At 62.7% G+C, this 21,387-nt stretch carries 20 protein-coding genes; 4 read left to right on the forward strand and 16 right to left on the reverse strand.

The window, feature by feature from the left end; all coding sequences use genetic code 11:
- Positions 1–50: 50 nt before the first annotated feature.
- The 13 genes from ACX82Z_RS18810 to ACX82Z_RS18870 form a co-directional block, all read right to left on the reverse strand.
- Positions 51–737 (reverse strand): ABC transporter ATP-binding protein, encoded by a 687-nt coding sequence (locus tag ACX82Z_RS18810; protein WP_459590557.1) that lies wholly within the window; start codon positions 735–737, stop codon positions 51–53.
- Positions 737–1,483, reverse strand: coding sequence for an ABC transporter ATP-binding protein (locus tag ACX82Z_RS18815; RefSeq protein ID WP_459590558.1), 747 nt, complete (start codon positions 1,481–1,483; stop codon positions 737–739). The genes ACX82Z_RS18810 and ACX82Z_RS18815 overlap by 1 nt, the downstream gene beginning before the upstream one ends.
- Complete coding sequence (locus ACX82Z_RS18820) at positions 1,476–2,456, reverse strand: branched-chain amino acid ABC transporter permease (RefSeq protein ID WP_459590559.1); 981 nt, start codon at positions 2,454–2,456, stop codon at positions 1,476–1,478. Before ACX82Z_RS18820 ends, ACX82Z_RS18815 begins: the two co-directional genes overlap by 8 nt.
- A gap of 5 nt (positions 2,457–2,461) precedes the next feature.
- Positions 2,462–3,382 (reverse strand): branched-chain amino acid ABC transporter permease, encoded by a 921-nt coding sequence (locus tag ACX82Z_RS18825; RefSeq protein ID WP_459590560.1) that lies wholly within the window; start codon positions 3,380–3,382, stop codon positions 2,462–2,464.
- A 71-nt stretch (positions 3,383–3,453) separates the two neighbouring features.
- Positions 3,454–4,590 (reverse strand): ABC transporter substrate-binding protein, encoded by a 1,137-nt coding sequence (locus ACX82Z_RS18830; protein ID WP_459590561.1) that lies wholly within the window; start codon positions 4,588–4,590, stop codon positions 3,454–3,456.
- A gap of 74 nt (positions 4,591–4,664) precedes the next feature.
- Positions 4,665–5,444, reverse strand: coding sequence for a tryptophan 2,3-dioxygenase (kynA, locus tag ACX82Z_RS18835; RefSeq protein ID WP_459911881.1), 780 nt, complete (start codon positions 5,442–5,444; stop codon positions 4,665–4,667).
- 50 nt (positions 5,445–5,494) lie between these two features.
- Positions 5,495–6,691 (reverse strand): kynureninase, encoded by a 1,197-nt coding sequence (kynU, locus tag ACX82Z_RS18840; protein ID WP_459590562.1) that lies wholly within the window; start codon positions 6,689–6,691, stop codon positions 5,495–5,497.
- Positions 6,688–8,307, reverse strand: coding sequence for an AMP-binding protein (locus ACX82Z_RS18845; RefSeq protein ID WP_459590563.1), 1,620 nt, complete (start codon positions 8,305–8,307; stop codon positions 6,688–6,690). Before ACX82Z_RS18845 ends, kynU begins: the two co-directional genes overlap by 4 nt.
- Before the next feature lies 1 nt (position 8,308).
- Complete coding sequence (locus tag ACX82Z_RS18850) at positions 8,309–9,454, reverse strand: acyl-CoA dehydrogenase family protein (protein ID WP_459590564.1); 1,146 nt, start codon at positions 9,452–9,454, stop codon at positions 8,309–8,311.
- Positions 9,454–10,266, reverse strand: coding sequence for an enoyl-CoA hydratase family protein (locus ACX82Z_RS18855; protein WP_459590566.1), 813 nt, complete (start codon positions 10,264–10,266; stop codon positions 9,454–9,456). The genes ACX82Z_RS18850 and ACX82Z_RS18855 overlap by 1 nt, the downstream gene beginning before the upstream one ends.
- Positions 10,263–10,739, reverse strand: coding sequence for a MarR family winged helix-turn-helix transcriptional regulator (locus ACX82Z_RS18860; protein WP_459590567.1), 477 nt, complete (start codon positions 10,737–10,739; stop codon positions 10,263–10,265). The genes ACX82Z_RS18855 and ACX82Z_RS18860 overlap by 4 nt, the downstream gene beginning before the upstream one ends.
- Complete coding sequence (locus tag ACX82Z_RS18865; protein ID WP_459590568.1) at positions 10,733–11,482, reverse strand: SDR family NAD(P)-dependent oxidoreductase; 750 nt, start codon at positions 11,480–11,482, stop codon at positions 10,733–10,735. Before ACX82Z_RS18865 ends, ACX82Z_RS18860 begins: the two co-directional genes overlap by 7 nt.
- Complete coding sequence (locus ACX82Z_RS18870; protein WP_459590569.1) at positions 11,482–13,776, reverse strand: bifunctional salicylyl-CoA 5-hydroxylase/oxidoreductase; 2,295 nt, start codon at positions 13,774–13,776, stop codon at positions 11,482–11,484. Before ACX82Z_RS18870 ends, ACX82Z_RS18865 begins: the two co-directional genes overlap by 1 nt.
- A 132-nt stretch (positions 13,777–13,908) precedes the next feature.
- Here ACX82Z_RS18870 and ACX82Z_RS18875 point away from each other — a divergent pair, with 132 nt between their 5' ends.
- Positions 13,909–14,739 (forward strand): alpha/beta hydrolase, encoded by an 831-nt coding sequence (locus ACX82Z_RS18875; RefSeq protein WP_459590570.1) that lies wholly within the window; start codon positions 13,909–13,911, stop codon positions 14,737–14,739.
- 40 nt (positions 14,740–14,779) lie between these two features.
- The gene (locus ACX82Z_RS18880) at positions 14,780–15,019 is read left to right on the forward strand and encodes an Lrp/AsnC ligand binding domain-containing protein (RefSeq protein WP_459590572.1); all 240 of its coding nucleotides are present in this window, start codon (positions 14,780–14,782) and stop codon (positions 15,017–15,019) included.
- Here the strand turns inward: ACX82Z_RS18880 and ACX82Z_RS18885 are convergent, their stop codons facing one another.
- The 3 genes from ACX82Z_RS18885 to ACX82Z_RS18895 all read right to left on the reverse strand — a co-directional run bounded on the left by ACX82Z_RS18885 (position 15,020) and on the right by ACX82Z_RS18895 (position 18,082).
- Entirely contained in the window at positions 15,020–16,183 is a 1,164-nt protein-coding gene (locus tag ACX82Z_RS18885) for an MFS transporter (protein WP_459911883.1), read from the reverse strand.
- Positions 16,184–16,333: 150 nt separating this feature from the next.
- Positions 16,334–17,101, reverse strand: coding sequence for a sulfite exporter TauE/SafE family protein (locus ACX82Z_RS18890; protein WP_459590573.1), 768 nt, complete (start codon positions 17,099–17,101; stop codon positions 16,334–16,336).
- A gap of 6 nt (positions 17,102–17,107) precedes the next feature.
- Positions 17,108–18,082 (reverse strand): complex I NDUFA9 subunit family protein, encoded by a 975-nt coding sequence (locus ACX82Z_RS18895; RefSeq protein ID WP_459590574.1) that lies wholly within the window; start codon positions 18,080–18,082, stop codon positions 17,108–17,110.
- 211 nt (positions 18,083–18,293) lie between these two features.
- Here ACX82Z_RS18895 and gndA point away from each other — a divergent pair, with 211 nt between their 5' ends.
- Both gndA and ACX82Z_RS18905 read left to right on the forward strand, forming a co-directional pair.
- Positions 18,294–19,709, forward strand: a complete 1,416-nt coding sequence (gndA, locus tag ACX82Z_RS18900) for an NADP-dependent phosphogluconate dehydrogenase (RefSeq protein ID WP_459590575.1) — start codon at positions 18,294–18,296, stop codon at positions 19,707–19,709.
- A 127-nt stretch (positions 19,710–19,836) separates the two neighbouring features.
- Entirely contained in the window at positions 19,837–21,354 is a 1,518-nt protein-coding gene (locus ACX82Z_RS18905) for a TadE/TadG family type IV pilus assembly protein (RefSeq protein ID WP_459590576.1), read from the forward strand.
- Positions 21,355–21,387 lie beyond the last annotated feature (33 nt).

Here is a 21,387-nt window from a genome sequence, read left to right on the forward strand (position 1 = left end):
GAGCGGTCATTGTCGTTTCCTTGCGCGCCGGTTCTTTGCCGGCTGAATGTTCAGACGCCGAGATAGCGGTCCTGAATGTCGGGGGTGAGTTCGGCCGGCGTCCCGCGCCACACGGTCGCGCCCTTTTCAAGGACGATGCAGCGGTCGGCGGACGGCAATAGTTCGGCCAGCGTCTTGTCGACGACGAGGATCGACTGGCCCTCGTCCTTCAATTTGCGGATCACGGCCCAGATATCGTGACGGATGACCGGCGCGAGCCCTTCGGTCGCCTCGTCCAGTATCAGGAGGTCGGGATCGGTCATCAGCGCGCGGCCGATGGCCAGCATCTGCTGCTCGCCGCCCGAAAGCGTGCGGGCCATCTGCTCGCGCCGTTCGGCAAGGCGGGGGAAAAGATCGTGGATCGCCTTCAGGCTCCAGCGCCCTTTTCTTGCGGCCGCCAGGAGATTTTCCTCGACGGTCAGGTTCGGGAAGCAGCGGCGCCCCTCCGGCACGAGACCCAGCCCGAGGCGCGCGATGCGGTGCGGCGAGCGCTTCTCGATAGCATTTCCCTTGAACCGGACCGTGCCCGAACGCGCAGGGGTCATGCCCATGATCGAGCGGATCGTGGTCGTTTTGCCCATGCCGTTGCGGCCCATCAGCGCCACCACCTCGCCCTCGGCAACGTCCAGTTCGACGCCGAAAAGCGCCTGGCTCGCGCCATAGAAGGTTTCGAGGCCGGAGACTTCGAGCAGGCTCATCATTCGTCTCCCAGATAGGCGCGGCGCACTTCGGGATCGCCGCGGATTTCGTCCACCGTCCCCGACGCGATCACGCGGCCATAGACCAGCACTGAAATGCGGTCAGCGAGCGCGAATACCGCATCCATATCGTGCTCGACCAGAAGGATCGGCGCTTCGCGGCGAAGATCCGACAGGAAGCCAGTCAACGCCTTCGACCCTTCCGGTCCCATGCCGGCCATCGGTTCGTCGAGCAGGAATGCCTTGGAGCCGAGTGCGAGCGCAATGGCAATTTCGAGCTGGCGTCGCTCACCATGTGAGAGTTCCGCCGCCGGCACGCGCGCCCGATCCTGCAAGCCGACGCGCGCGAGCGCCGCCATCGCCGGATCGACCAGCGATTTGTCACCCATCACCGGCTTGAAGAAGCGGAAGCTCGATCCCTGAACCGACTGGACCGCGAGCATCACATTGCGCAGCGCCGAAAACTCCGGCGCAAGGGACGACACCTGAAACGAGCGGCCAAGCCCGCGCCGGGCACGTTCCGCTACCTTCAAGCCATCGATGCGCTCGCCGAGGAAGCTGATCTCGCCCGCATCCGGCCGCAGCGTGCCAGCGATCTGGTGGATCAGCGTCGACTTACCCGCACCGTTCGGCCCGATCAGCGCATGGATTTCGCCCGGATAAAGATCGAGCGAAACGTTCTCCGTCGCTTTCAGCGCGCCGAAACTCTTGTAGACATTCGTCAGCGAAAGAACCGGCTCAGCCATGACGCACCTTTCCGGCCAGCGCGCCGACGATGCCGCCCCGCGCGAACAAAACGACTGCAAGAAGGCCGAGCCCGAGGAAGAACTGCCAGCGATCCGTCCAGCCGCCGAGCAGGAACTCGACCATGACGAAAAGCATCGCGCCGGCCACCGGCCCGTAGAGACGTCCGACGCCGCCGAGCACGATCAGGACGATGAACTCGCCCGACATGTGCCACGACATCATCGACGGGCTGACGAAGCGGTTCAAATCGGCATAAAGAGCGCCGGCCAGCGCCGTGATCATGCCGGACAGGACGAAGGCGGCCAGCCTTATTCGGAACGGCGCGATGCCGACCGAGGCGACGCGCACCTCGTTTTGCCGTGCCGCCTGCAATGCCGCGCCGAAGCGGGAACCACGCATGAACGCGAACAGGATCAGGACCGCGATCAGCACGCCGTAGCACAGCAGGAAGAAGGACAGCGGCACCATCGTATTGATGCCGGGGAACTGGTTGCGCACCAGGATCGACAGCCCGTCCTCGCCGCCATAGGCAGGCCAGGAAATCGCGAAATAATAGGTCATCTGCGCGAAGGCGAGCGTGATCATGATGAAATAGACGCCGGACGTACGCAGCGAAATCAGGCCGATGAGCAACGCGACGAAGCCGGCGACCAGAACCGCGACGAGCCAGATGACGAGCATCGAATTGGTGCCGGCCACGCTCATGAAGCCGAGATTGAGCGGCTGCATGGAAAAGGCGTGGCTGGCGAGGATGCCCGCCGCGTAGCCGCCGACGCCGAAGAAGGCGGCATGACCGAACGAGACGAGCCCGCCGAGGCCGAGCGCAAGGTTCAGCCCGACCGCCGCCAGCGCCAGGATCGCCATGCGCGTCGCAAGCGTCACGTAAAAGGGCGAGCCCCATTGAAGCGCGGCAAACGGAATTGCCAGCAGCAGCAGCGCGAGCGCGATATTCACATATGTTTCGCGTGTCATGTGCATCATCTCGCCCCCGCAAACAGTCCCTGCGGGCGCACCGCCAGAATGATGGCCATGACGATGTAGATCAGCATGGAGGCGACCGCCGCACCGGCCGTCGCGGCCTGCGACGTGCCCATGAACAGGGAAAATATCTGTGGCACGAGGAAGCGGCCCATCGTGTCAATCAGCCCGACAAGGATTGCGCCAACGAGCGCACCCTTAATCGACCCAATGCCGCCGATGACGATGACGACGAAGGCGAGGATCAACACAGGCTCGCCCATGCCCACCTGGACCGATTGCAATGCGCCGACCATCGCGCCTGCAAAGCCGGCCAGTGCCGCGCCGAGCGCAAAGACGATGGTGTAGAGCGTGCGGATGTCGACACCGAGCGCGCCGATCATCTCGCGGTCGGACTCGCCAGCGCGGATACGCATGCCCAGACGCGTCTTGGATATGAGCAGCCACAAGCTTATTGCTACGGCGATGCCAACGCCGATGATTGCGAGGCGATAAAGCTGATAGCGCGAGCCGCCCGGCAGGACCACGAAGCCGGCAAGCTCGGGCGGCACGTTTAGATAGAGCGGCACCGAGCCGAAGAGATAGCGCGTGCCTTCCGAAAAGATCAGGATCAGCGCGAAGGTCGCCAGAACCTGATCGAGATGGTCGCGCTTATAGAGCCGCCGAATGACGAGAATTTCGACCAGCGCCCCCATAGCGGCAGCTGCGGCAAGGCTTGCCGCAAGGCCGATCCAGAACGAACCAGTCTGCGCCGCGACCCATGCGCAGGCGAACGCACCCACCATGTAGAGCGAGCCATGCGCGAGGTTGATCAGACCCATGACGCCGAAGATGAGCGTCAGGCCCGCAGCCATGAGAAACAGCATGACGCCGAGTTGCAGCCCGTTCAAAAGCTGCTCGATTAAAAGTGCGCTGGACAAATTGGCCTCTGGCGTATCCGAGGTCGGAAAGGGTCGGCCCGCACGATTTGAGCGGCGCGGGCCGGATTGCCTTACTGGGTGCACTGCTCCGCATAGGCGTCGCCATGGTCGTCGAAGACTTTTTCAAGCGTCGCGTTGGTGAGCGTGCCGTCCTTGTCCACCACTTCCATCATGTAGATGTCCTGGATCGGATGACGGTTGGTGTTGAACGAGAAATCGCCGCGCGGCGACTGGATATCGGCTTCCATCAGCGCGGCGGCGAAGGCTTCGGTGTCCTTCACGTCGGCCTTTTCGGCAGCCGAGAGGATGAGTTGCGCCGCGTCATAGGCCTGAACCGCGTAGATCGACGGCAGGCGGCCGTATGCCTCCTGGAACGCAGCGGTGAAAGCCACCGACGCCTCGTTTTCGAAGTCGGGCGCCCACTGGCCCGAATTTTTCACGCCGAGCGCGGCCTCGCCAATGGCCGGCAGAACGTCCTGAGAGAACGAGAAGCCCGGACCGGTGACCGGAATATCCACGCCCGACTGCGCATATTGCTTCATGAAGGCGATGCCCATGCCGCCTGGCAGGAACATGAAGACGGCGTCCGCACCGGAATCGCGGATCTGCGCGATCTCGGCGGCGTAGTCGGTCTGGCCGACCTGCGTATAGACTTCGTTGGTGACTTCACCCTCGAAGTAACGCTTGAAGCCGGTGAGCGAATCCTGGCCCGCCGGGTAATTCGGCGCCATGATGAACATTTTCTCGTAGGTGCCGTTGGCGTATTCGCCCGCCGCCTCGTGAAGATTGTCGTTCTGATAGGCGGCGTTGAAATAGAGCGGGTGGCAATTCGCGCCCGCGAGAGCCGCCGGCGCGGCGTTGGTCGAAACGTAGAACTTGCCCTGCGCTGTCGCCGACGGCACCACAGCCATGGCAAGGTTCGACCACACGATGCCGGTCAAGATGTCGACCTGATCGGACTGGATCATCTTGTCGGCGATCTGGACCGCGAGTTCGGGCCGCTGCCCGTCGTCTTCGGTGACGACCTCGATCTCGTCGTTGCCGGCCTGATCGATCGCCAGCATGAAGCCGTCACGCGTGTCGATGCCAAGGCCCGCGCCGCCGCCCGATAGGGTGGTGATCATGCCGATCTTCACCGGCTCGGCCATGGCCAGACCCGAAACCGACATTGCCAGACCGAGGACGGTCGCTTTGATTATGCTCTTCATTTCCAACACTCCCATTGGTTGTTCGTCAGTTCCCACCGCTGCCGGACTTTCCCGGGTCCGTACAGCCGTATTTCTTATAATTCGGTCCTAACTTTCCACAGTTCCGGGAAAAGTTCGACCTCCAGCATGCGCCGCAGATAGGAGACGCCGGCCGTTCCGCCCGTGCCCCGCTTCAGCCCGACGATGCGCTCGACCGTGGTGACGTGGTTAAAGCGCCAGCGGCGGAAATAATCCTCGAAATCGACGAGCTTCTCGGCCAGTTCGTAAAGCATCCACCAGCGTTCCGGATCGCGATAGACCACCTTCCATGCTTCCATGACGGCAGCACTTTCGGGCCGCTTGTCGCGCCAGTTCGTGCGCCGATCCTCGCCGCCGACATCGAAGCCGTTGCAAGCGAGCAGCCGGATCGCCTCGTCGTAAAGGCTCGGCTTTTCGAGGATCGCCTCCAGCGGCGTGGTCCTGACGCCCGAATGCTCATGCGGCTTCAACATCGCGAGATTGCGATTTCCGGCCAGATATTCGATGGCGCGATATTGCCAGGATTGGAAGCCCGAGGACTGCCCCAGATCGTCGCGAAAGCGCGTATATTCGGATGGCGTCATGGTGCGCAGAACGTCCCACGCGCTGTTCAACTGTTCGAAAATTCGGGCAACGCGCGTCAGCCCCTTGAAAGCCGGCTGAAGATCGTCGCGCGAAATCGCGTCCATTGCGGCGCGGATTTCGTGGACCGCAAGCTTCATCCAAAGCTCGGACGTCTGGTGTTGGATGATGAAGAGAAGCTCATCGGGCGATTTCGACAATGTCGTTTGCGCGTCGAGAATCGTGTCGAGGCGCAGATAGTCCGAATAGGACATCTTCTGCGAGAAATCCGTTTCCGCGCCTTCTGGCGTATTGTGCGACGCGCTCACGTCACTTTGCTCCGCGCCTTGAATTCTGGCGTGTCCCAGAGCCTATTCGACATGATGTCTTCGAGGATTTCAGCTGCGCGCGTCACGTCGGCCTTCGACAGATAAAGCGGTGTGAAGCCGAAGCGCATGATATCCGGCGCGCGGAAATCGCCGACCACGCCCTTCGAGATCAGCGCCTGCATGGCGGCATACCCCTCGGAAAAACGGAACGAGACCTGGCTGCCGCGCTTTTGCGGATCGCGCGGAGATGCCAGTTCAAGCTCCGGGCAGCGGCGCTCGACCTCGGCGATGAAATGCTCCGACAGTTCGATGGAGCGCGCGCGAACCTGATCCATCGTCACGACGTCCCACGCGTCGAGCGCGGCGTCGAGTGCGGTCAAAGCGAGGATCGGCGGCGTGCCGACGCGCATGCGCTCGACGCCCTTGCCGGGTCGATAGTCGAGATCGAAGGCGAAGGGCGCTTCGTGCCCGATCCAGCCGGACAAAGCCGGTCTTACCTTTTCCGCAAGACGCAGCGCGACATAGATGAAGGCGGGCGCGCCGGGTCCGCCATTGAGGTATTTATAGGTGCAGCCGACCGCGAAATCGGCATCCGCGCCCGCCAGATCGACGGGCAACGCACCGGCCGAATGCGCCAAATCCCAGATAACCAGCGCGCCAGCCTCATGCGCCTTTTGCGTCAGACGCTTCATGTCGTGCAGGCGGCCCGTGCGATAGTCGACCTCGGTGATCATCAGCGCGGCGACGGTCTCGTCGATATGCGCCTCGACCTCTTCGGGCGCGACGATTTTCAGCTCGTGCCCCTTGCCGAGCGAGGCGATCAGCCCCTGCGCCATATAAAGATCGGTCGGGAAATTGCCGCTGTCCGACAAGACGATCTTGCGATCCGGGTTCAACTCGAGGGCCGAAGCGAGCGCCTGATAGACCTTGATTGACAGCGTGTCACCCATCGTCACCGAGCCGGACGGCGCGCCGATCAGCCGGCCGATCCGGTCACCGACGCGAGCAGGCATGTCCATCCAGCCAGCCTTGTTCCAGGCAGTGATGAGCATGTCGCCCCACTCGGCCTCGATCGTTTCCTGCACGCGCGCGCCAACCGCCTTCGGCAACACGCCGAGCGAATTTCCGTCGAGATAGATCGTCCCGTCAGGAATGCGGAACAGATCGCGTGTGCGGGAAAAGATGTCGGTCATTTAGCGTCCTTCAGACGGAACCGCTGGATTTTGCCGCTTTCCGTCTTCGGCAAGGCTGTCGTGAACTTAACCGAGCGGGGATATTTATAAGGCGCTATCGCTGCCTTTACATGATCCTGCAAGCGCTTGATCATCAACGCGTCGCCGGCCCTGCCGTCGGCCAGAACCACATGCGCCTCGACAATCTCGCCGCGCCCCTCGTCCATGACGCCGATTACCGCACATTCCAGAACGTCGTCATGGGACAGAAGCGCCGCCTCGACCTCCGGTCCGGCGATGTTGTAGCCGGCCGATACGATCATGTCGTCGGAGCGCGCGGCGAAGTGAAAGCGGCCATCTTCGTCCTGCCAGAACGAATCTCCGGTCAGGTTCCAGCCGCCCCTGACATAATCCTTCTGCCGGTCGTCTGCCATGTAGCGGCAGCCGACCGGGCCGCGAACGGCGAGCCGCCCGATCTGTCCGCGCTCCACCTCGTTCATGTCCTCGTCGACGATCTTAGCCTCGTAGCCGGTGAGCGGCCGGCCTGTGGTCGCCGGATGCGTGTCATCGAAGCGGTTCGAAATGAAGATATGCAACATCTCCGTCGCGCCGATTCCGTCGAGGATCGGCTTGCCGGTCTTCTTCACCCATTCCTCGAAGACGGGGCCGGGCAACGTTTCGCCTGCCGAGACCGCGACGCGCAGCGACGACAAGTCAGCCCCTTCGTCCATCGCCTTCATCATCGCCCGATAAGCGGTCGGCGCGGTGAAGGTGATCGTGCCGCCATATTTCTGAATAATCTCGACCATGTTGGGCGGCGTCGCGCTTTCCAGAAGCGCAGCCGACGCGCCAAAGCGCAGCGGAAACACGGCAAGCCCGCCAAGACCGAAGGTGAAGGCGAGCGGCGGCGAGCCGACGAACACGTCGTCCGGCGTCACGCCGAGCACTTCCTTCGCATAGGCGTCCGCGATGATCAGGATATCCCGGTGAAAATGCATCGTCGCCTTGGGAACGCCCGTCGTGCCCGAGGTGAAGCCGAGCAGCGCCACGTCATCGCGTCCGGTTTTCACAGCGTCGAATTTCACGGATTTGTCGAGCGCGATGCGGTCGAGTTCGGCGTCGTGATTGGCCGTGCCGTCGAAGCCGATCACCTTTTTCAGAAATCGGCTTTCCTTGGCACAGGCCACCATCTCGTCCATCAGCCGCGTATCGCACAGCGCCAGCGTGACTTCAGCCTTATCGACGATCTTCGTCAGCTCGCCGGCACGCAGCATCGGCATCGTGTTGACGACGACCGCCCCAGCCTTCGTCGCAGCAAGCCAGCAGGCGACCATGGCTGGGTTGTTGGCCGACCGGATCAGGACGCGATTGCCCGGCTCAACGCCGTAATCCTCGACCAGCGCGTGGGCGAGGCGGTTTGTCCAATCCGACAGTTCCTTGTAGGTGCGCCGGCGTCCGTTGCCGATCAGCGCGGTGCGATCGCCGAAGCCTCTTTCGACCATGCGGTCGGTCAGTTCGACGGCGGCGTTCAGATAATCCGGATACTCGAACGCGCCTAGGTCGATCTGCGGCCACTGGTCGAATGGCGGAAGATTGTCTCGCGTGAAACTGTCGGTGTGGGCGGATGGCCCCAGCATGTCATGCTCCCATTGTCTGCCGCGCGATCACGATCTTCTGGACGTCTGACGCGCCCTCATAGATGCGCAATGCACGGATTTCCCTGTAGAGGCTTTCGACGATATGTCCCTTTTTCACACCGTCCCCGCCATGAATCTGAACCGCCTGATCGATGATCTGTTGCGCGGTGTCCGTCGCGTAAAGCTTGGCCATCGCCGCCTCTCGCGTCACGCGCGGCGCGCCTGAATCCTTCGTCCAGGCCGCGCGATAGACGAGCAGAGCCGAAGCGTCGACCCCGAGTGCCATGTCGGCGATGTGGCCCTGCACCATTTGGAGATCGAAAAGCGGCGCGCCGAACAATTGACGCGAACCGGCCCGCGCAGTGGTCTCATCAAGCGCGCGCCGCGCGAAACCGAGCGCCGCCGCGCCGACCGTGGAGCGGAACACGTCCAGCACTGACATGGCGATCTTGAAACCATCGCCTGCCTTGCCGATCAACGCGGATGCGGGAATGCGGACATTCTCGAATGACAGCCGTGCCAGCGGATGGGGTGCGATGACTTCCAGCCGCTCGGCGACGCTCAATCCAGGAGTGTCGGCGGGAACCAGAAAAGCTGAAATGCCCTTCGCGCCCGGCGCCTCGCCGGTACGCGCGAAGACGCAGTAGAGATCGGCAATGCCGCCATTCGAAATCCACGTCTTCTCGCCGGCGAGAACATAGTCGTCGCCGTCTCGCGTCGCCGTCATTTCCATATTGGCGACATCGGACCCGGAGCGCGGCTCGGACAGCGCAAAGGCCGACAGTGCCTTGCCACTGCGCGTCTTCCTCAGCCATTCCTTCTGCTCATCGGAGCCGAATAGGCTGATCGCACCGGTTCCCAGCCCTTGCATGGCGAAGGCGAAATCGGCAAGCCCATCGTGCCGCGCCAGCGTCTCGCGCGTGATGCACAAGATGCGCACGTCGAGCGGCTGCGGATCGTCGGGATCGACCGCGGTGGCGTTCAGGAAGCCCGCTTCACCGAGTTTCGCGACCAGTGACTTGCACGCCGCGTCCACGTCCGAATGATCGACGGGCAAATTTGCCGCGCACCAGTCTTCCAGTCGCGCCGCATGTTCGCGATGCTTGTCTTCGAAAAACGGCCAGTTGAGGAAGGAGCGGTCGACCATCAATTCCCCTCGAAGACCGGACGCTGCTTGGCGACGAAGGCTTGATAGGCGCGGGAAAAGTCCTGCGTCTGCATGCAGATCGCCTGCGCCTGCGCTTCAGCCTCGATCGCCTGTTCAAGCCCCATCGACCATTCCTGATTGAGCTGCGTCTTTGTGATGCCATGCGCGAAGGTCGGGCCGGACGCGATTTGGCTCGCGATCTTCATCGCATCGGCTTCCAGCGCATCTGCGGCGACGAGCCGGTTGTAATAGCCCCAGCGCTCGCCTTCCTCGGCGCTCATCGAGCGGCCGGTGTAAAGAAGTTCGGCGGCGCGACCCTGCCCGATCAGGCGTGGCAGCATCGCGCACGCCCCCATGTCGCAGCCGGCGAGACCGACGCGAGTGAAGAGGAAAGCCGTCTTCGCCTCGGGCGTGGCGATGCGAATGTCGGACGCCATGGTGATGATCGCCCCTGCGCCGACCGCAACGCCGTCCACCGCCGAGATGATCGGCTTGCCGCAGGCGAGCATCGCCTTGACGAAATCGCCTGTCATACGGGTGAAGGCGAGCAGGCCCTTCATGTCCATCTCGACCAGCGGGCCGATGATATCGTGAACGTCCCCACCCGAGCAGAAATTGCCGCCATTCGGCAAAAACACCACGACGTCGACATCGTCGGCATAGACAAGGTCACGAAACGTATCGCGCAATTCCGCATAGGATTCGAACGTAAGCGGATTCTTACGCTCCGGCCGGTCAAGCTGGATGACCGCAACATTGCCCTCCATGCGCCACAGGAAATGTTTCGGCTGTAGGCCGGCCATTGTCGTCAATGTGCTTCCTCCCAATTGCTGCGGAACGCCTTCAGCGTCGCCGACAGGCGTATCGCGTCGCCATGCGCCACGTCGCCCAGAAATTCCTCGATCCATGTCTCGTGCGCGGCCGCCATGTCACGAAATCGCGTCTTGCCGGCAGGTGTCAGCTTGACGATGAAGGCCCGGCGGTCGCCTTCGCGCGCGGTGCGCGAGACGAGCCCGTCCTTCACCAGTCGTTCGACGATGCCGGTGACATTCCCATTCGAGACGAGCAGAAAGCGCGACAGGTCGCTCATCGCCATGCCGTCCGGCTGGCGATAGAGCGCTGCCATCACGTCGAAGCGCGGCAGCGTCGTGTCAAAGTCGCGTTTCAGCCGCTCGCGAAGCTCGTTTTCGATCAGGCGTGAGGTGCGCAGGAGCCGAATCCACAGCCGAAGCCGTTCCTTGGCCACCAGCGGGCGGTCGACCGTATCGAGCGGCGCACTCACCATGTCTCGCCTCCCGAAACCGAAATCGCCTGTCCGGTGATCGAGCGCGCGCCTTCGCCGACAAGGTAGAGCACGGCGGCAGCGACCTCGTCCGGCTGGATGAAACGGCCCTGCGGGTTGACCGAAGAGAGTTCGGCGCGCGCTTCGGCCTCGCTGCGACCTGTCTTCTCGACGATGTTGGCGACGGACTGCGCCAGCATGTCTGTCTCGACGAAACCGGGGCAGACGGCATTGACTGTCACGCCCTTTCCGGCGAGTTCCGCCGCCAGCGCGCGCATCAGTCCTACGACGCCGTGTTTGGCGGCCACATAGGGCGCGACATAGGCGTAGCCCTTGAGGCCCGCGGTCGAAGCAACGAACACGATGCGGCCAGCGCCACGTTTGGCCATCGGCGCAAGCGCCGGCTGCACGGTCAGGAACGCGCCGGTCAGGTTCGTCTCCAGCGTCGCATGCCATTGCGGCACGCTCACACGATGCGCCGGCGCACTCTCCGTGCCGCCCGCATTGGCAACGACGATGTCGAACGGTCCGCGCGCCGCTTCCGCCTTTTCGTAAAGCGCCGAGATCGCCGCGTGATCGGTTACGTCGGCGGCGAGCGCATGGAGATTCGCGTGTCCCTTCGCCGCTGCATCGAGAACATCCTGCCGGCGTCCGCAGATCGTCACCTGATGACCGGCACCCGCCAAAGCCAGCGCGATCGCCTTGCCGACGCCGGTTCCGCCGCCCGTGACAAGCGCGTGCGCCATCACACTTTCCCCGTCATCTGTTCCTGCGCGCGTTCGGCGAGGCGATAGAGCTGATCGCGGCCGGGAATATACGGATCGGGCCATTTCTCCTGCCGGTCGCCAAGGCTGGCGGCGGCGTGAAGCGTCCAATAGGGATCGGCAAGATGCGGACGTGCAAGGCAGACGAGATCGGCCCGGCCGGCCATCAGGATCGAATTGACGTGGTCCGGCTCGAAGATGTTACCGACGGCCATCGTCGCCATGCCCGTCTCGTTGCGGATACGATCGGAGAACGGCGTCTGGAACATGCGGCCATAAACCGGCCGCGCGCGTTTCGAGGTCTGCCCGGCAGAGACGTCGCAGATATCGACGCCCGCTTCCTGCAGAATCTTCGCGATCTTCACCGCCTCTTCAGGCGTCACGCCCTCGTCGCCGACCCAGTCATTGGCCGAGATGCGCACCGAGATCGGCTTGTCCTCCGGCCAGACGGCACGCACCGCCGCAAAGATTTCCAGTGGATAGCGCATGCGGTTTTCGAGGCTGCCGCCATATTCGTCGGTGCGCTTGTTCGTCAGCGGCGAAATGAAGGTGGACAGGAGATAACCATGGGCGAAATGCAGTTCGATCATGTCGAAGCCACACCGTTCGGCCATTTCCACCGACGCGACGAACTCGTCCCGTACGCGGTCCATGTCGGCGCGGTCCATCGCCTTTGGCATCTGGTTCTTCGGCGACCACGCAATTTCGGACGCTGCCAGCAGCGGCCAGTTGCCGTCTTTCAGCGGTGCGTCCATTTCTTCCCAGCCGAGTTGGGTCGAGCCTTTAGGCCCCGCATGGCCGATCTGCGCACAGATTTTCGCCTCGGTCTCGGCATGAACGAAATCGACCAGCCGCGTCCACGCAGTCTCATGCTCGGGAGCGTAGAAGCCGGGGCAGCCAGGGGTGATGCGCCCATCCGCCGACACGCAGGTCATCTCGATATAGACCAGCCCCGCGCCGCCCTTGGCGCGCTCGGCATAATGGACGAAATGCCAGTCGGTCGGCGTGCCGTCGACAGCCTTGTACTGCGCCATCGGCGAAACCACGACGCGGTTCTTCAATTCCATGCCGCGCAGCTTGAACGGGGCCAGCATGGGCGGACGGTTGGTGTTCGCCGCCGCGCCCGCATGCTGCTGGAACCATTCCTCGGCGCTGCCGAGCCATTTTTCGTCGCGCAGGCGCAGGTTTTCGTGGCTGATGCGCTGCGAACGCGTCAAAAGCGAATAGTTGAACTGGACCGGATCGAGACCGAGATAGCGCTCGACATCCTCGAACCATTCGAGCGAATTGCGCGCCGCCGATTGCAGCTTGAGCACTTCGGTGCGCCGCGCATCCTCATATTTCTCGAAGGCGCGTTCGAGCGTCGGCTCGGAGTGCAGATAGTCGGCCATCGCGATCGCGCTTTCGAGCGCGAGCTTCGTGCCGGACCCGATCGAAAAATGCGCGCTCGCCGCAGCATCGCCCATCAAAGCGAGGTTCTGGTACGACCAGCGCTCGCAAAGCACGCGGGGGAAGTTGATCCAGGCCGAACCGCGAATGTGGTTGGCGTTGGTCATCAGAGCATGGCCGCCGAGGTGCTTTTCGAAAATCCTCTCGCAGACCGCGATGGACTCCTGCTGGCTCATCGCGCCGAAGCCGAAGCGATCCCACGTCTCCTGGCTGCATTCCACGATGAACGTCGCCGTATCGGGATCGAACTGATAGGCATGCGCCCACACCCAGCCATGCTCCGTTTTCTCGAAGATGAAGGTGAAGGCGTCGTCGAATTTCTGGTGCGTGCCGAGCCATACGAACTTGCACTTGCGCGTGTCGATATCCGGCTGGAAATGATCCGCGAAAGCCGCCCGCGAGCGCGAGTTCAGCCCGTCGGCAGCCAGCACCATGTCGTGGCTTTCCATGAAGGGACGCGGATCGTCGATATCGTGCTGAAATTCCAGATTGACGCCGAGTTCGCGCGCGCGCTCCTGCAATAGTGTCAAAAGCTTCTTCCGCCCGATCCCGCAGAAACCGTGCCCGGTCGAAAGCGTGCGCACGCCTTTGTGAACGACTGCGATATCGTCCCAATAGGCGAAGTGTTCACGGATGGCGGCGGCGCTTTTCGGGTCGTTTTCGGCCAGATGGTCGAGCGTCTCGTCGGAAAGGACGACGCCCCAGCCGAACGTGTCGTCGGCCTTGTTACGCTCGTAGACCGTGATATCGTGCGCGGCGTCCCGAAGCTTCATCGAGATCGCGAAATAGAGACCCGCCGGTCCTCCACCGAGCACTGCAACCTTCATCGCCACGCGTTCCCCGTTGCTGTCATCTGTCCGAGGATTGCACCGAACCGGATATGTTTCAAGCATGAAATTTCAAGGTTGAAATAATTTGCAGGACGCTGAAGAATTGATCGGACTTCGGGGAGAAAGCGCATGATGCCGCATCGGGTGAGCGACTGGGACAACGCCTATGCCAACGGGGCGAACATTGCCGGCGGGGATCGCTGGCCCGGCCTGTGGGTAGAACCGGCAACCGCCTTTCGCAAAGCGCGCGTCGAGGCAGGCCGCGCCGAACTCGACGTCACCTATGGCGATGCCGAGCGCAACCGGCTCGACCTCTTCCTGCCCGACCGGGACGTTTCGGGCCTCGTCGTCTTCATCCATGGCGGCTTCTGGCTGAAGCTCGACAAGAGTTTCTGGTCCCATCTGGCAGCCGGCCCGCTCGCGCACGGATACGCCGTTGCGATGCCGTCCTATACGCTTTGCCCCGACATCCGCATTTCCGGCATCGTGGCCGAAATCGGCGTGGCGATCGAGAAGGCGGCGTCGATAGTCGACGGGCCGATCCGTCTGACCGGCCATTCGGCGGGCGGGCATCTGGCGACCCGCATGATCACGATCACCTCGCCTCTGCGCGAAGAAGTCCGTGCGCGCATCGCCCGCACCGTTTCCATTTCCGGCGTCCACGATCTACGCCCGATGATGAAGACCGCGATGAACGCCGACCTGAAGATCGATCAGGCCGAAGCGATAACCGAGAGCCCGGCGCTCCTGTCTCCGACGGACGGTGCGCGGGTAACGTGCTGGGTCGGTGGTACGGAGCGCGCCGAATTTCGTCGCCAGAACGCCCTGCTTGCCAATATCTGGACCGGCCTCGGCGCGGCGACGGCCTGCAACGAGGAACCCGACCGGCACCATTTCGACATCATCGACGGTCTTGCCGATCCCGACCATCCGCTGACGCGATGCCTGTTGACAGATTGAGCGTTACGCACGACGTTCCGGCCATCAGGAAAGGCAATCGATGAGACCCGTTTTCGTGCAAGTGCGCTGCGTCCCCGGCAAGACCTACGAGGTCGCCGAAGAACTCTACAAGCGCGAGATCGCCTCCGAGCTTTACTCCACCAGCGGCGACTATGACCTTCTGCTCAAGGTCTATATCGACGAGCAGAAGAACGATATCGGCAAGTTCGTCGCCGAAAACATCGCCAATGTGCCGGGCATCGTGCGCTCGCTGACGACGCTCACATTCAAGGCGTTCTGATCAAGCCGTCCTGGGTCGCAGCCGTGTCGTGCGCCACAGGATCGCGGCCATGATCAGGACGTTCATGAGGTTCCAGGCGATACCGTTGATGAACGCGGCCTGATACGATCCCGTCAGGTCGTAGATATAGCCCGACATCCAGCCGCCAAGCGCCATGCCGACAATCGTTGCCATGATGACGAAGCCGACGCGCCGTCCCGCCTCGTGCGCGGGCAGATATTCGCGCACGATCAGCGCGTAGCTCGGCACGATGCCACCCTGCGACAGACCGAACACGAGAGAGACGATGTAAAGCGAGGCAAGGCCGTCAAACGGAATATAGGCGGCGAGCGCCAGCATCTGGAAGAACGAGCCGAGAAGCAGCGTCTTCACGCCGCCGATATAGTCTGCCAGAAAACCGGAAGCCAGACGACTGACGACGCCGCCGATCAGCATCAGCGACAGCATTTCCGCGCCCGTACCGACACCGAAACCAAGATCGACGCAATAAGCGACGATATGGACCTGCGGCATCGCCATCGCCACGCAGCAACCGAGCCCGGCGATGGAGAGCAGGATCTGAAGCTGGCGTGGCGACAGGTCGATCGCGCGGACTGGCTTCGGCACGCTCGCATGCGCGCCGGAGCCTAGATCGGGCGCGCGCGCCTTAAGAAACATGAACGCGAGCGGCAGCATGGTGACGACACAGAACGCGCCGATCATAAGATAGGTCGTTCGCCAGCCGAGATCGGGCAGCACCGCCTGCATGACGAGCGGCCAGATCGCGCCGGCAAAATAGTTGCCGCTGGCTGCTGCTGCGACCGCGACGCCGCGCCTTTTGACGAACCAGTGCGAAATATCGGCGATCAGCGGGCCGAACGTCGCTGACGCGCCGAAGCCGATGATGGCCTGCACGATGGCGAAGACCCAGATCGATGGCGCTGCGGCGGCCGCCGTATAACCGATGGCAAGCGCAAGCGCCGATGCGACGACTGGCATCAATATGCCTGCGCGGTCGACGAAGCGACCCATGAAAACGTTGCCGAACGCGAAGCCGACCATCGTCATTGTATATGGGAGCGAGGCCTGCGCCCGCATGGTGCCGAACTCGGCTTCGATAGCAGGCAGAACGACGACGACCGACCACATCCCGACCGAACCAATCGTGGCGATCAGGACGGACATGACGAGCCGCGTCCAGGCATAGCGCCCATCGATCTGGCTCACGCGATCTGGATCGGGAATGGGTTCCACGAAGATGTCCTCCTTACCCTTGGAGATAGAAGGTCTGCCTCAGTCACGGCAGCGCCACGGCCGTTCAAGCACCGAGCCAGCTCAGGCAATCGCGAAAACGCCCTGCCGCACGAGGTCGAGCGCAAGTAGCGTCAAGCCGATACGAAACCAGCGCCGGAAGCTTTCTTCGGGTAGCCGGTCCAGCCAGCGGCTGCCATAGATCGTGCCGAGATAGCCGGATACGATCATCACGGCGATCAGCGGCAGCCACGCCGAAAAGGCGAATCCGGCAAGGCCGAAGACCACCACCTTTAGAAGATGCTGGATCGTCATGCCGGCAGCCTGCGTCGCCACCAGCCCCTTGCGATCGTTGGGTATGGCCTGCGCGAAGACACTGGCCAGCAACATGCCCGTCGCGCCGACCATCATGGTCAAAAGAGCGGTCACGGCGCTGCCGACGGCAAGGCCGATGCGGCCGAGTTTTTCCAGACCGGGTATCTTTGTCCATGTCACCGCGATGATGAAGGTGCCGAGCACCAGCTTCATAACCGCGTCGGGCAATTGCACCACGACGAACGCGCCCACGATCGCCCCGACGAGAGACCCGGCAAGGAAGGGCAGGAAGATGTCGTGGCGGATCGCCGCGCGCTGATGCCAGGCGCGGCCGCTGTTCGATCCGAGTTGCACCGCGCCATGGACGGGGATCAACGCGGCAACCGGCAGGAACACCCCCATCAACGCCAGCATGGCGATCCCGCCGCCGACGCCGAACGATGCCGTCAGCGCCGAGGTGAAGAAGCTCGCAATGATGAGGAAGGTCGCGGCCGCAACGCCCAGACCATCCGGCAGAAGGGCGAGAGCGGCGTCCAACCGGCCTTACATGCCCTGCGGGCGGGTGAACTGGCCGGCGGCGCGATACGTCCAAAGATAGGTCGGAAGAATGGCTTCGATCGCCTGCGGCTCGATGCCGAGCGCCTCGATCGTGCGCCCTTCAGCTTCGGCCTTGGGCGAGACGACATTGTCGACCTTGAGCATATCGACCTGATCGCGCGTCAGGAGCGGCTTGGGCAGCATGCCGAGGAACGATCCCTGAATCTCGGCAATCGGCCACGGGACAGAGACGAAGAGCCGCTTGCGGCCGATCACTTCGAGCATATACGCCATGCAGTCGCGGAACGACCGTTTCGATGGCCCGCCCAGTTCGTAGATCTTGCCGCCCTCGACCTTTCCGTCGGCAGCGCGCGCGATCGCCTCGGCGACGTCCGCGACATAGACCGGCTGGAACATCGTGTGGCCGCCGCCGATCATCGGCAGCGCCGGCGAAAGACGCGCCATGGCGGCGAAACGATTGAAAAAACCGTCCTCCGGCCCGAAGATGATTGACGGGCGAAAGACAATCGCGTCGGGCAGCGTCTCGAACACGGCCGCCTCGCCTTCGGCTTTCGTGCGCGCATAGGCTGACGGCGAATCCGGGTCCGCCCCGATCGCCGAAATCTGGATGAACCGTGCGCCGACGGCACGTGCCGCCTCCGCTGCGACCCGCGCGCCGAAGGCCTGCACGGCCTGGAAGGTCTGCCTGCCGCCCTCATGGAGAATGCCGACGAGATTGATCACGCAGTCGGCACCCTGCACCGCCCTGTCGATCGAGGCACGGTCGCGCAGATTGCCCCGGACCGGAACGATCTGGCCGACATTGCCGAGCGGCTGAAGATGATGCGCCGTGTTCGGATTGCGGGCGACGACGCGGATGCGGTAGCCGCGCATGGCAAGGGCGCGAACGACATGGCGGCCGACGAAGCCCGATCCGCCGATGATCGTGACGAGGGGAGGCATCTGGGTGACGGGGGTCATCGCGTCCTGCTCTGTGAAATCTTCGCGGCTTTCTTAGTCATTTTGTCGTGAAAGGCAAAGGGTCAAGAGGCGCAGGAACGAGGATCGGGCGAACATTGTTCGCCTTGCATGGCTGGCATGCCGCTGCGTGAGTTGACGCGATGGGCTGCCAGCGCGACACATTGCGATCCGCCGCAACCGGCGCAACGAGAAAAATCGTCAGGGATGGACAATGGCCAAAGCGCAAATCGGTCTTCTGGGACTCGGCACGATGGGGTCGAACCTTGCTCTCAACATCGCCGAGAAAGGCCACGCGGTGGCCGTCTACAACCGCACGGCAGAAAAAACGGGCGCGTTCTTTGAAAATGCCGGCGACCTGCGCGAACGGATCGTGCCCTGCACCACGCTCACCGAATTCGTTCAGCAGATCCGCCCGCCCCGTCCCGTCATCTTGATGGTGCAGGCCGGCAAGGCCGTCGATGAACAGATCGCCGCGCTGCGTGAGCATCTGAGCGCAGGCGACATGATCATCGATGCCGGCAACGCCAATTTCCGCGACACGATCCGCCGCTTCGGCGAACTGGAGGGCTCGGGCCTTACCTTCGTTGGCATGGGCGTTTCGGGCGGCGAAGACGGCGCGCGGCACGGGCCGTCGATCATGGTCGGCGGCGCGCAGGAGGCGTGGAACCAGATCCAGCCGATCCTCGAGGACATCGCCGCGCGCTATCGTGGCGAGCCATGCGCGGCGTGGCTCGGGCCCGGCGGGGCCGGTCATTTCGTCAAGACCATCCACAACGGCATCGAATATGCCGACATGCAGATGATCGCCGAAATCTACGGCATCCTGCGCGACGGTGCCGGCATGACACCGGCCGAAATCGCCGACATCTTTGCGCGCTGGAATTCCGGCCCGCTCGAATCCTATCTCGTCGAGATCACCGCCAGCGTCCTGCGCACGCAGGACGCTGCAAGCGGCAAGGCGCTGGTCGACGTCATCGCCGATCAGGCGGGACAAAAGGGTACCGGGCGCTGGGCCGCCGTCGAGGCGCAATTGATGGGCGTGCCCGCCACGACCATCGAAACGGCCGTCGCCGCGCGAAGCCTTTCCGCGGAAAAGGATTTGCGCCTGTCGGCCGAAAAGACCTATGGCGCACCCGCTGCTCCGTCGATCAAGGTGGATGCCGCCTTCATCGCCGATCTGGAACAGGCGTTGCTCGGCGCCAAGGTCGCCGCCTATGCGCAGGGCTTCGCCGTCATGGAGGAAGCCTCCTCAGAGTTCCGCTGGAACGTGCCGCTCGGTACGGTCGCGCGCATCTGGCGAGCCGGCTGCATCATCCGCTCGCAGTTCCTGAGCGAGATCGCGAGCGCCTACGAGACGAGCGCCGACCCAGCCCACCTCCTGCTTCTGCCGGCCTTCGTGGAAACCATGTCGCAGGCGAGCCCCGCCTTGCGCCGGGTTGTCGCGCGTGCGGTCGAGGCCGGTCTTCCCGTTCCGGCACTTGGCGCGGCCGTCACCTATTTCGACGCTTTCCGGCAGGGACGCGGCACGGCCAACCTCATCCAGGGTCAGCGCGACTTCTTCGGCGCGCACGGCTTCGAGCGCATCGACGGCTCGGGCGAACACCACGGAGACTGGCTCAGATCGTAATTTTCGCGACGGCTTAACCGTACTTTAACCGACGCAACAGTTGAGAGCGCGGCGTTAGCACTCTTTTACTGTCCATGCCCGACATAGTGCCCCTCAGTACAAGCCATGTTCAAGGCGGGGGCCTGCCATGTTCCGAAAATTCGTCCAGTCGCGATCCGGCAATTTCGCCATCCTCGCCGGAGTTGCCATCGTACCGCTGTGTCTGGCTGCGGGACTGGCGATCGACTATTCGCGCCATCTGTCCGCCCAGAAGCATCTTCAGGAAATGGTCGACGCAACCTCGCTGTCGCTCGCCGCCAGCCGCGAAAAGGACCAATCTAAGCTTGAGCGTCTGGCGACGGATTTTCTGGCCGGCAACCAGAACGTCAACCGCGTCCAGCATGTGCGCCTCGACCAGTTGAAATCCACGGACGACGACGTGGATATTGCGGCGTCCGGCACGATCCCGACGACCTTCATGGCGCTTGCGGGTTACGAGACGCTCAACGTGCGCGCCTCGGCGCTGGCCGAACGGGCGGTGAACGGACAAGTCGAGGTGTCCCTCATTCTCGACAACACCTTCTCGATGTCTGATTCAGTAGGCGGCAAGCGTCGGATCGATGTTCTCAGGACCGCGTCGAAGAAGCTCATCGACGAACTGCTGAAAGAGGCCGATGGAGCCGCGCGGATAGCCATTGTTCCGTATGCCGACTATGTAAATGTCGGCACACAATATCGTGGTGCGCCATGGTTGAAGGTCGCGGCGGACTATTCGACGTCCTCTACGTCAAATCCCCCACCGCGAACATGCGAGAGGCGCACTACGCGCACGCGTTGTGTCAGGAACGAGCCAACCTATTCCTGTCCCTACTATGTCGATGGCGTCGAGAAACCCAAAACGTGCGGTGGAGGCTGTGCGCCGGGTGGTCAGGAAACCTACGACGTCGAGCCTTACGATTATTGCACAGGCGGCGGCGAACCCAAAACGACCTATACGCATTTTACGTGGCATGGCTGCGTGAAATCTCGCATCGGAAGCGACAATCGTCTTCATAATAAAAACCCGACGACCGTCCAATTCGAGGGCATCCTGACGCGCGCAGAACGGCACATGTGTGTCACGCCCATTGTCGAACTGACCAGCAACAAACAGGCGCTCAAAAGCGCGATCGATGGTCTGATCACCAATCGCGAGGAGTGGTATGAGCCGCTGACCTATATCCCTTCAGGCTTGATCTGGGGGTACAACACTCTGGCGCCGGGTCACCCGCTGACGGGACCTTCCGACTACGACCCGAAGAACCAGCGACCGCGCAAGGTGGCCGTCCTGATGACAGACGGCGCAAACACAATGCGCTTTGTGCCATCGGGAGGATCGGCCGGCACTCACGCCAGCGCGATGAACCGAGAAACCGGCGTGTTAAACCAAGCTCAGGTTGCAGTCACGGATGCTGATACGCTGGCGATCTGCCGTAACATGAAGGCGCAGGGCATCGAGATATTCACTGTCGCCTTCATGGTTGAGGAGGCATCGGCCAAATCCATGCTCGAAAGCTGCTCGAGCGACCCGGCCACTCACTATTTCGACGCGTCTAGCAGCGACGATCTGCTCGCTGCCTTCGAGGACATCGGCAACTCGTTGCGGGTCGTGCGTCTCGCGCGCTGATCAGCGCAAACCCTTTTAACCAAAGCGGCGCGG

The sequence above is a fragment of the Aliihoeflea sp. PC F10.4 genome, assembly GCF_054612275.1.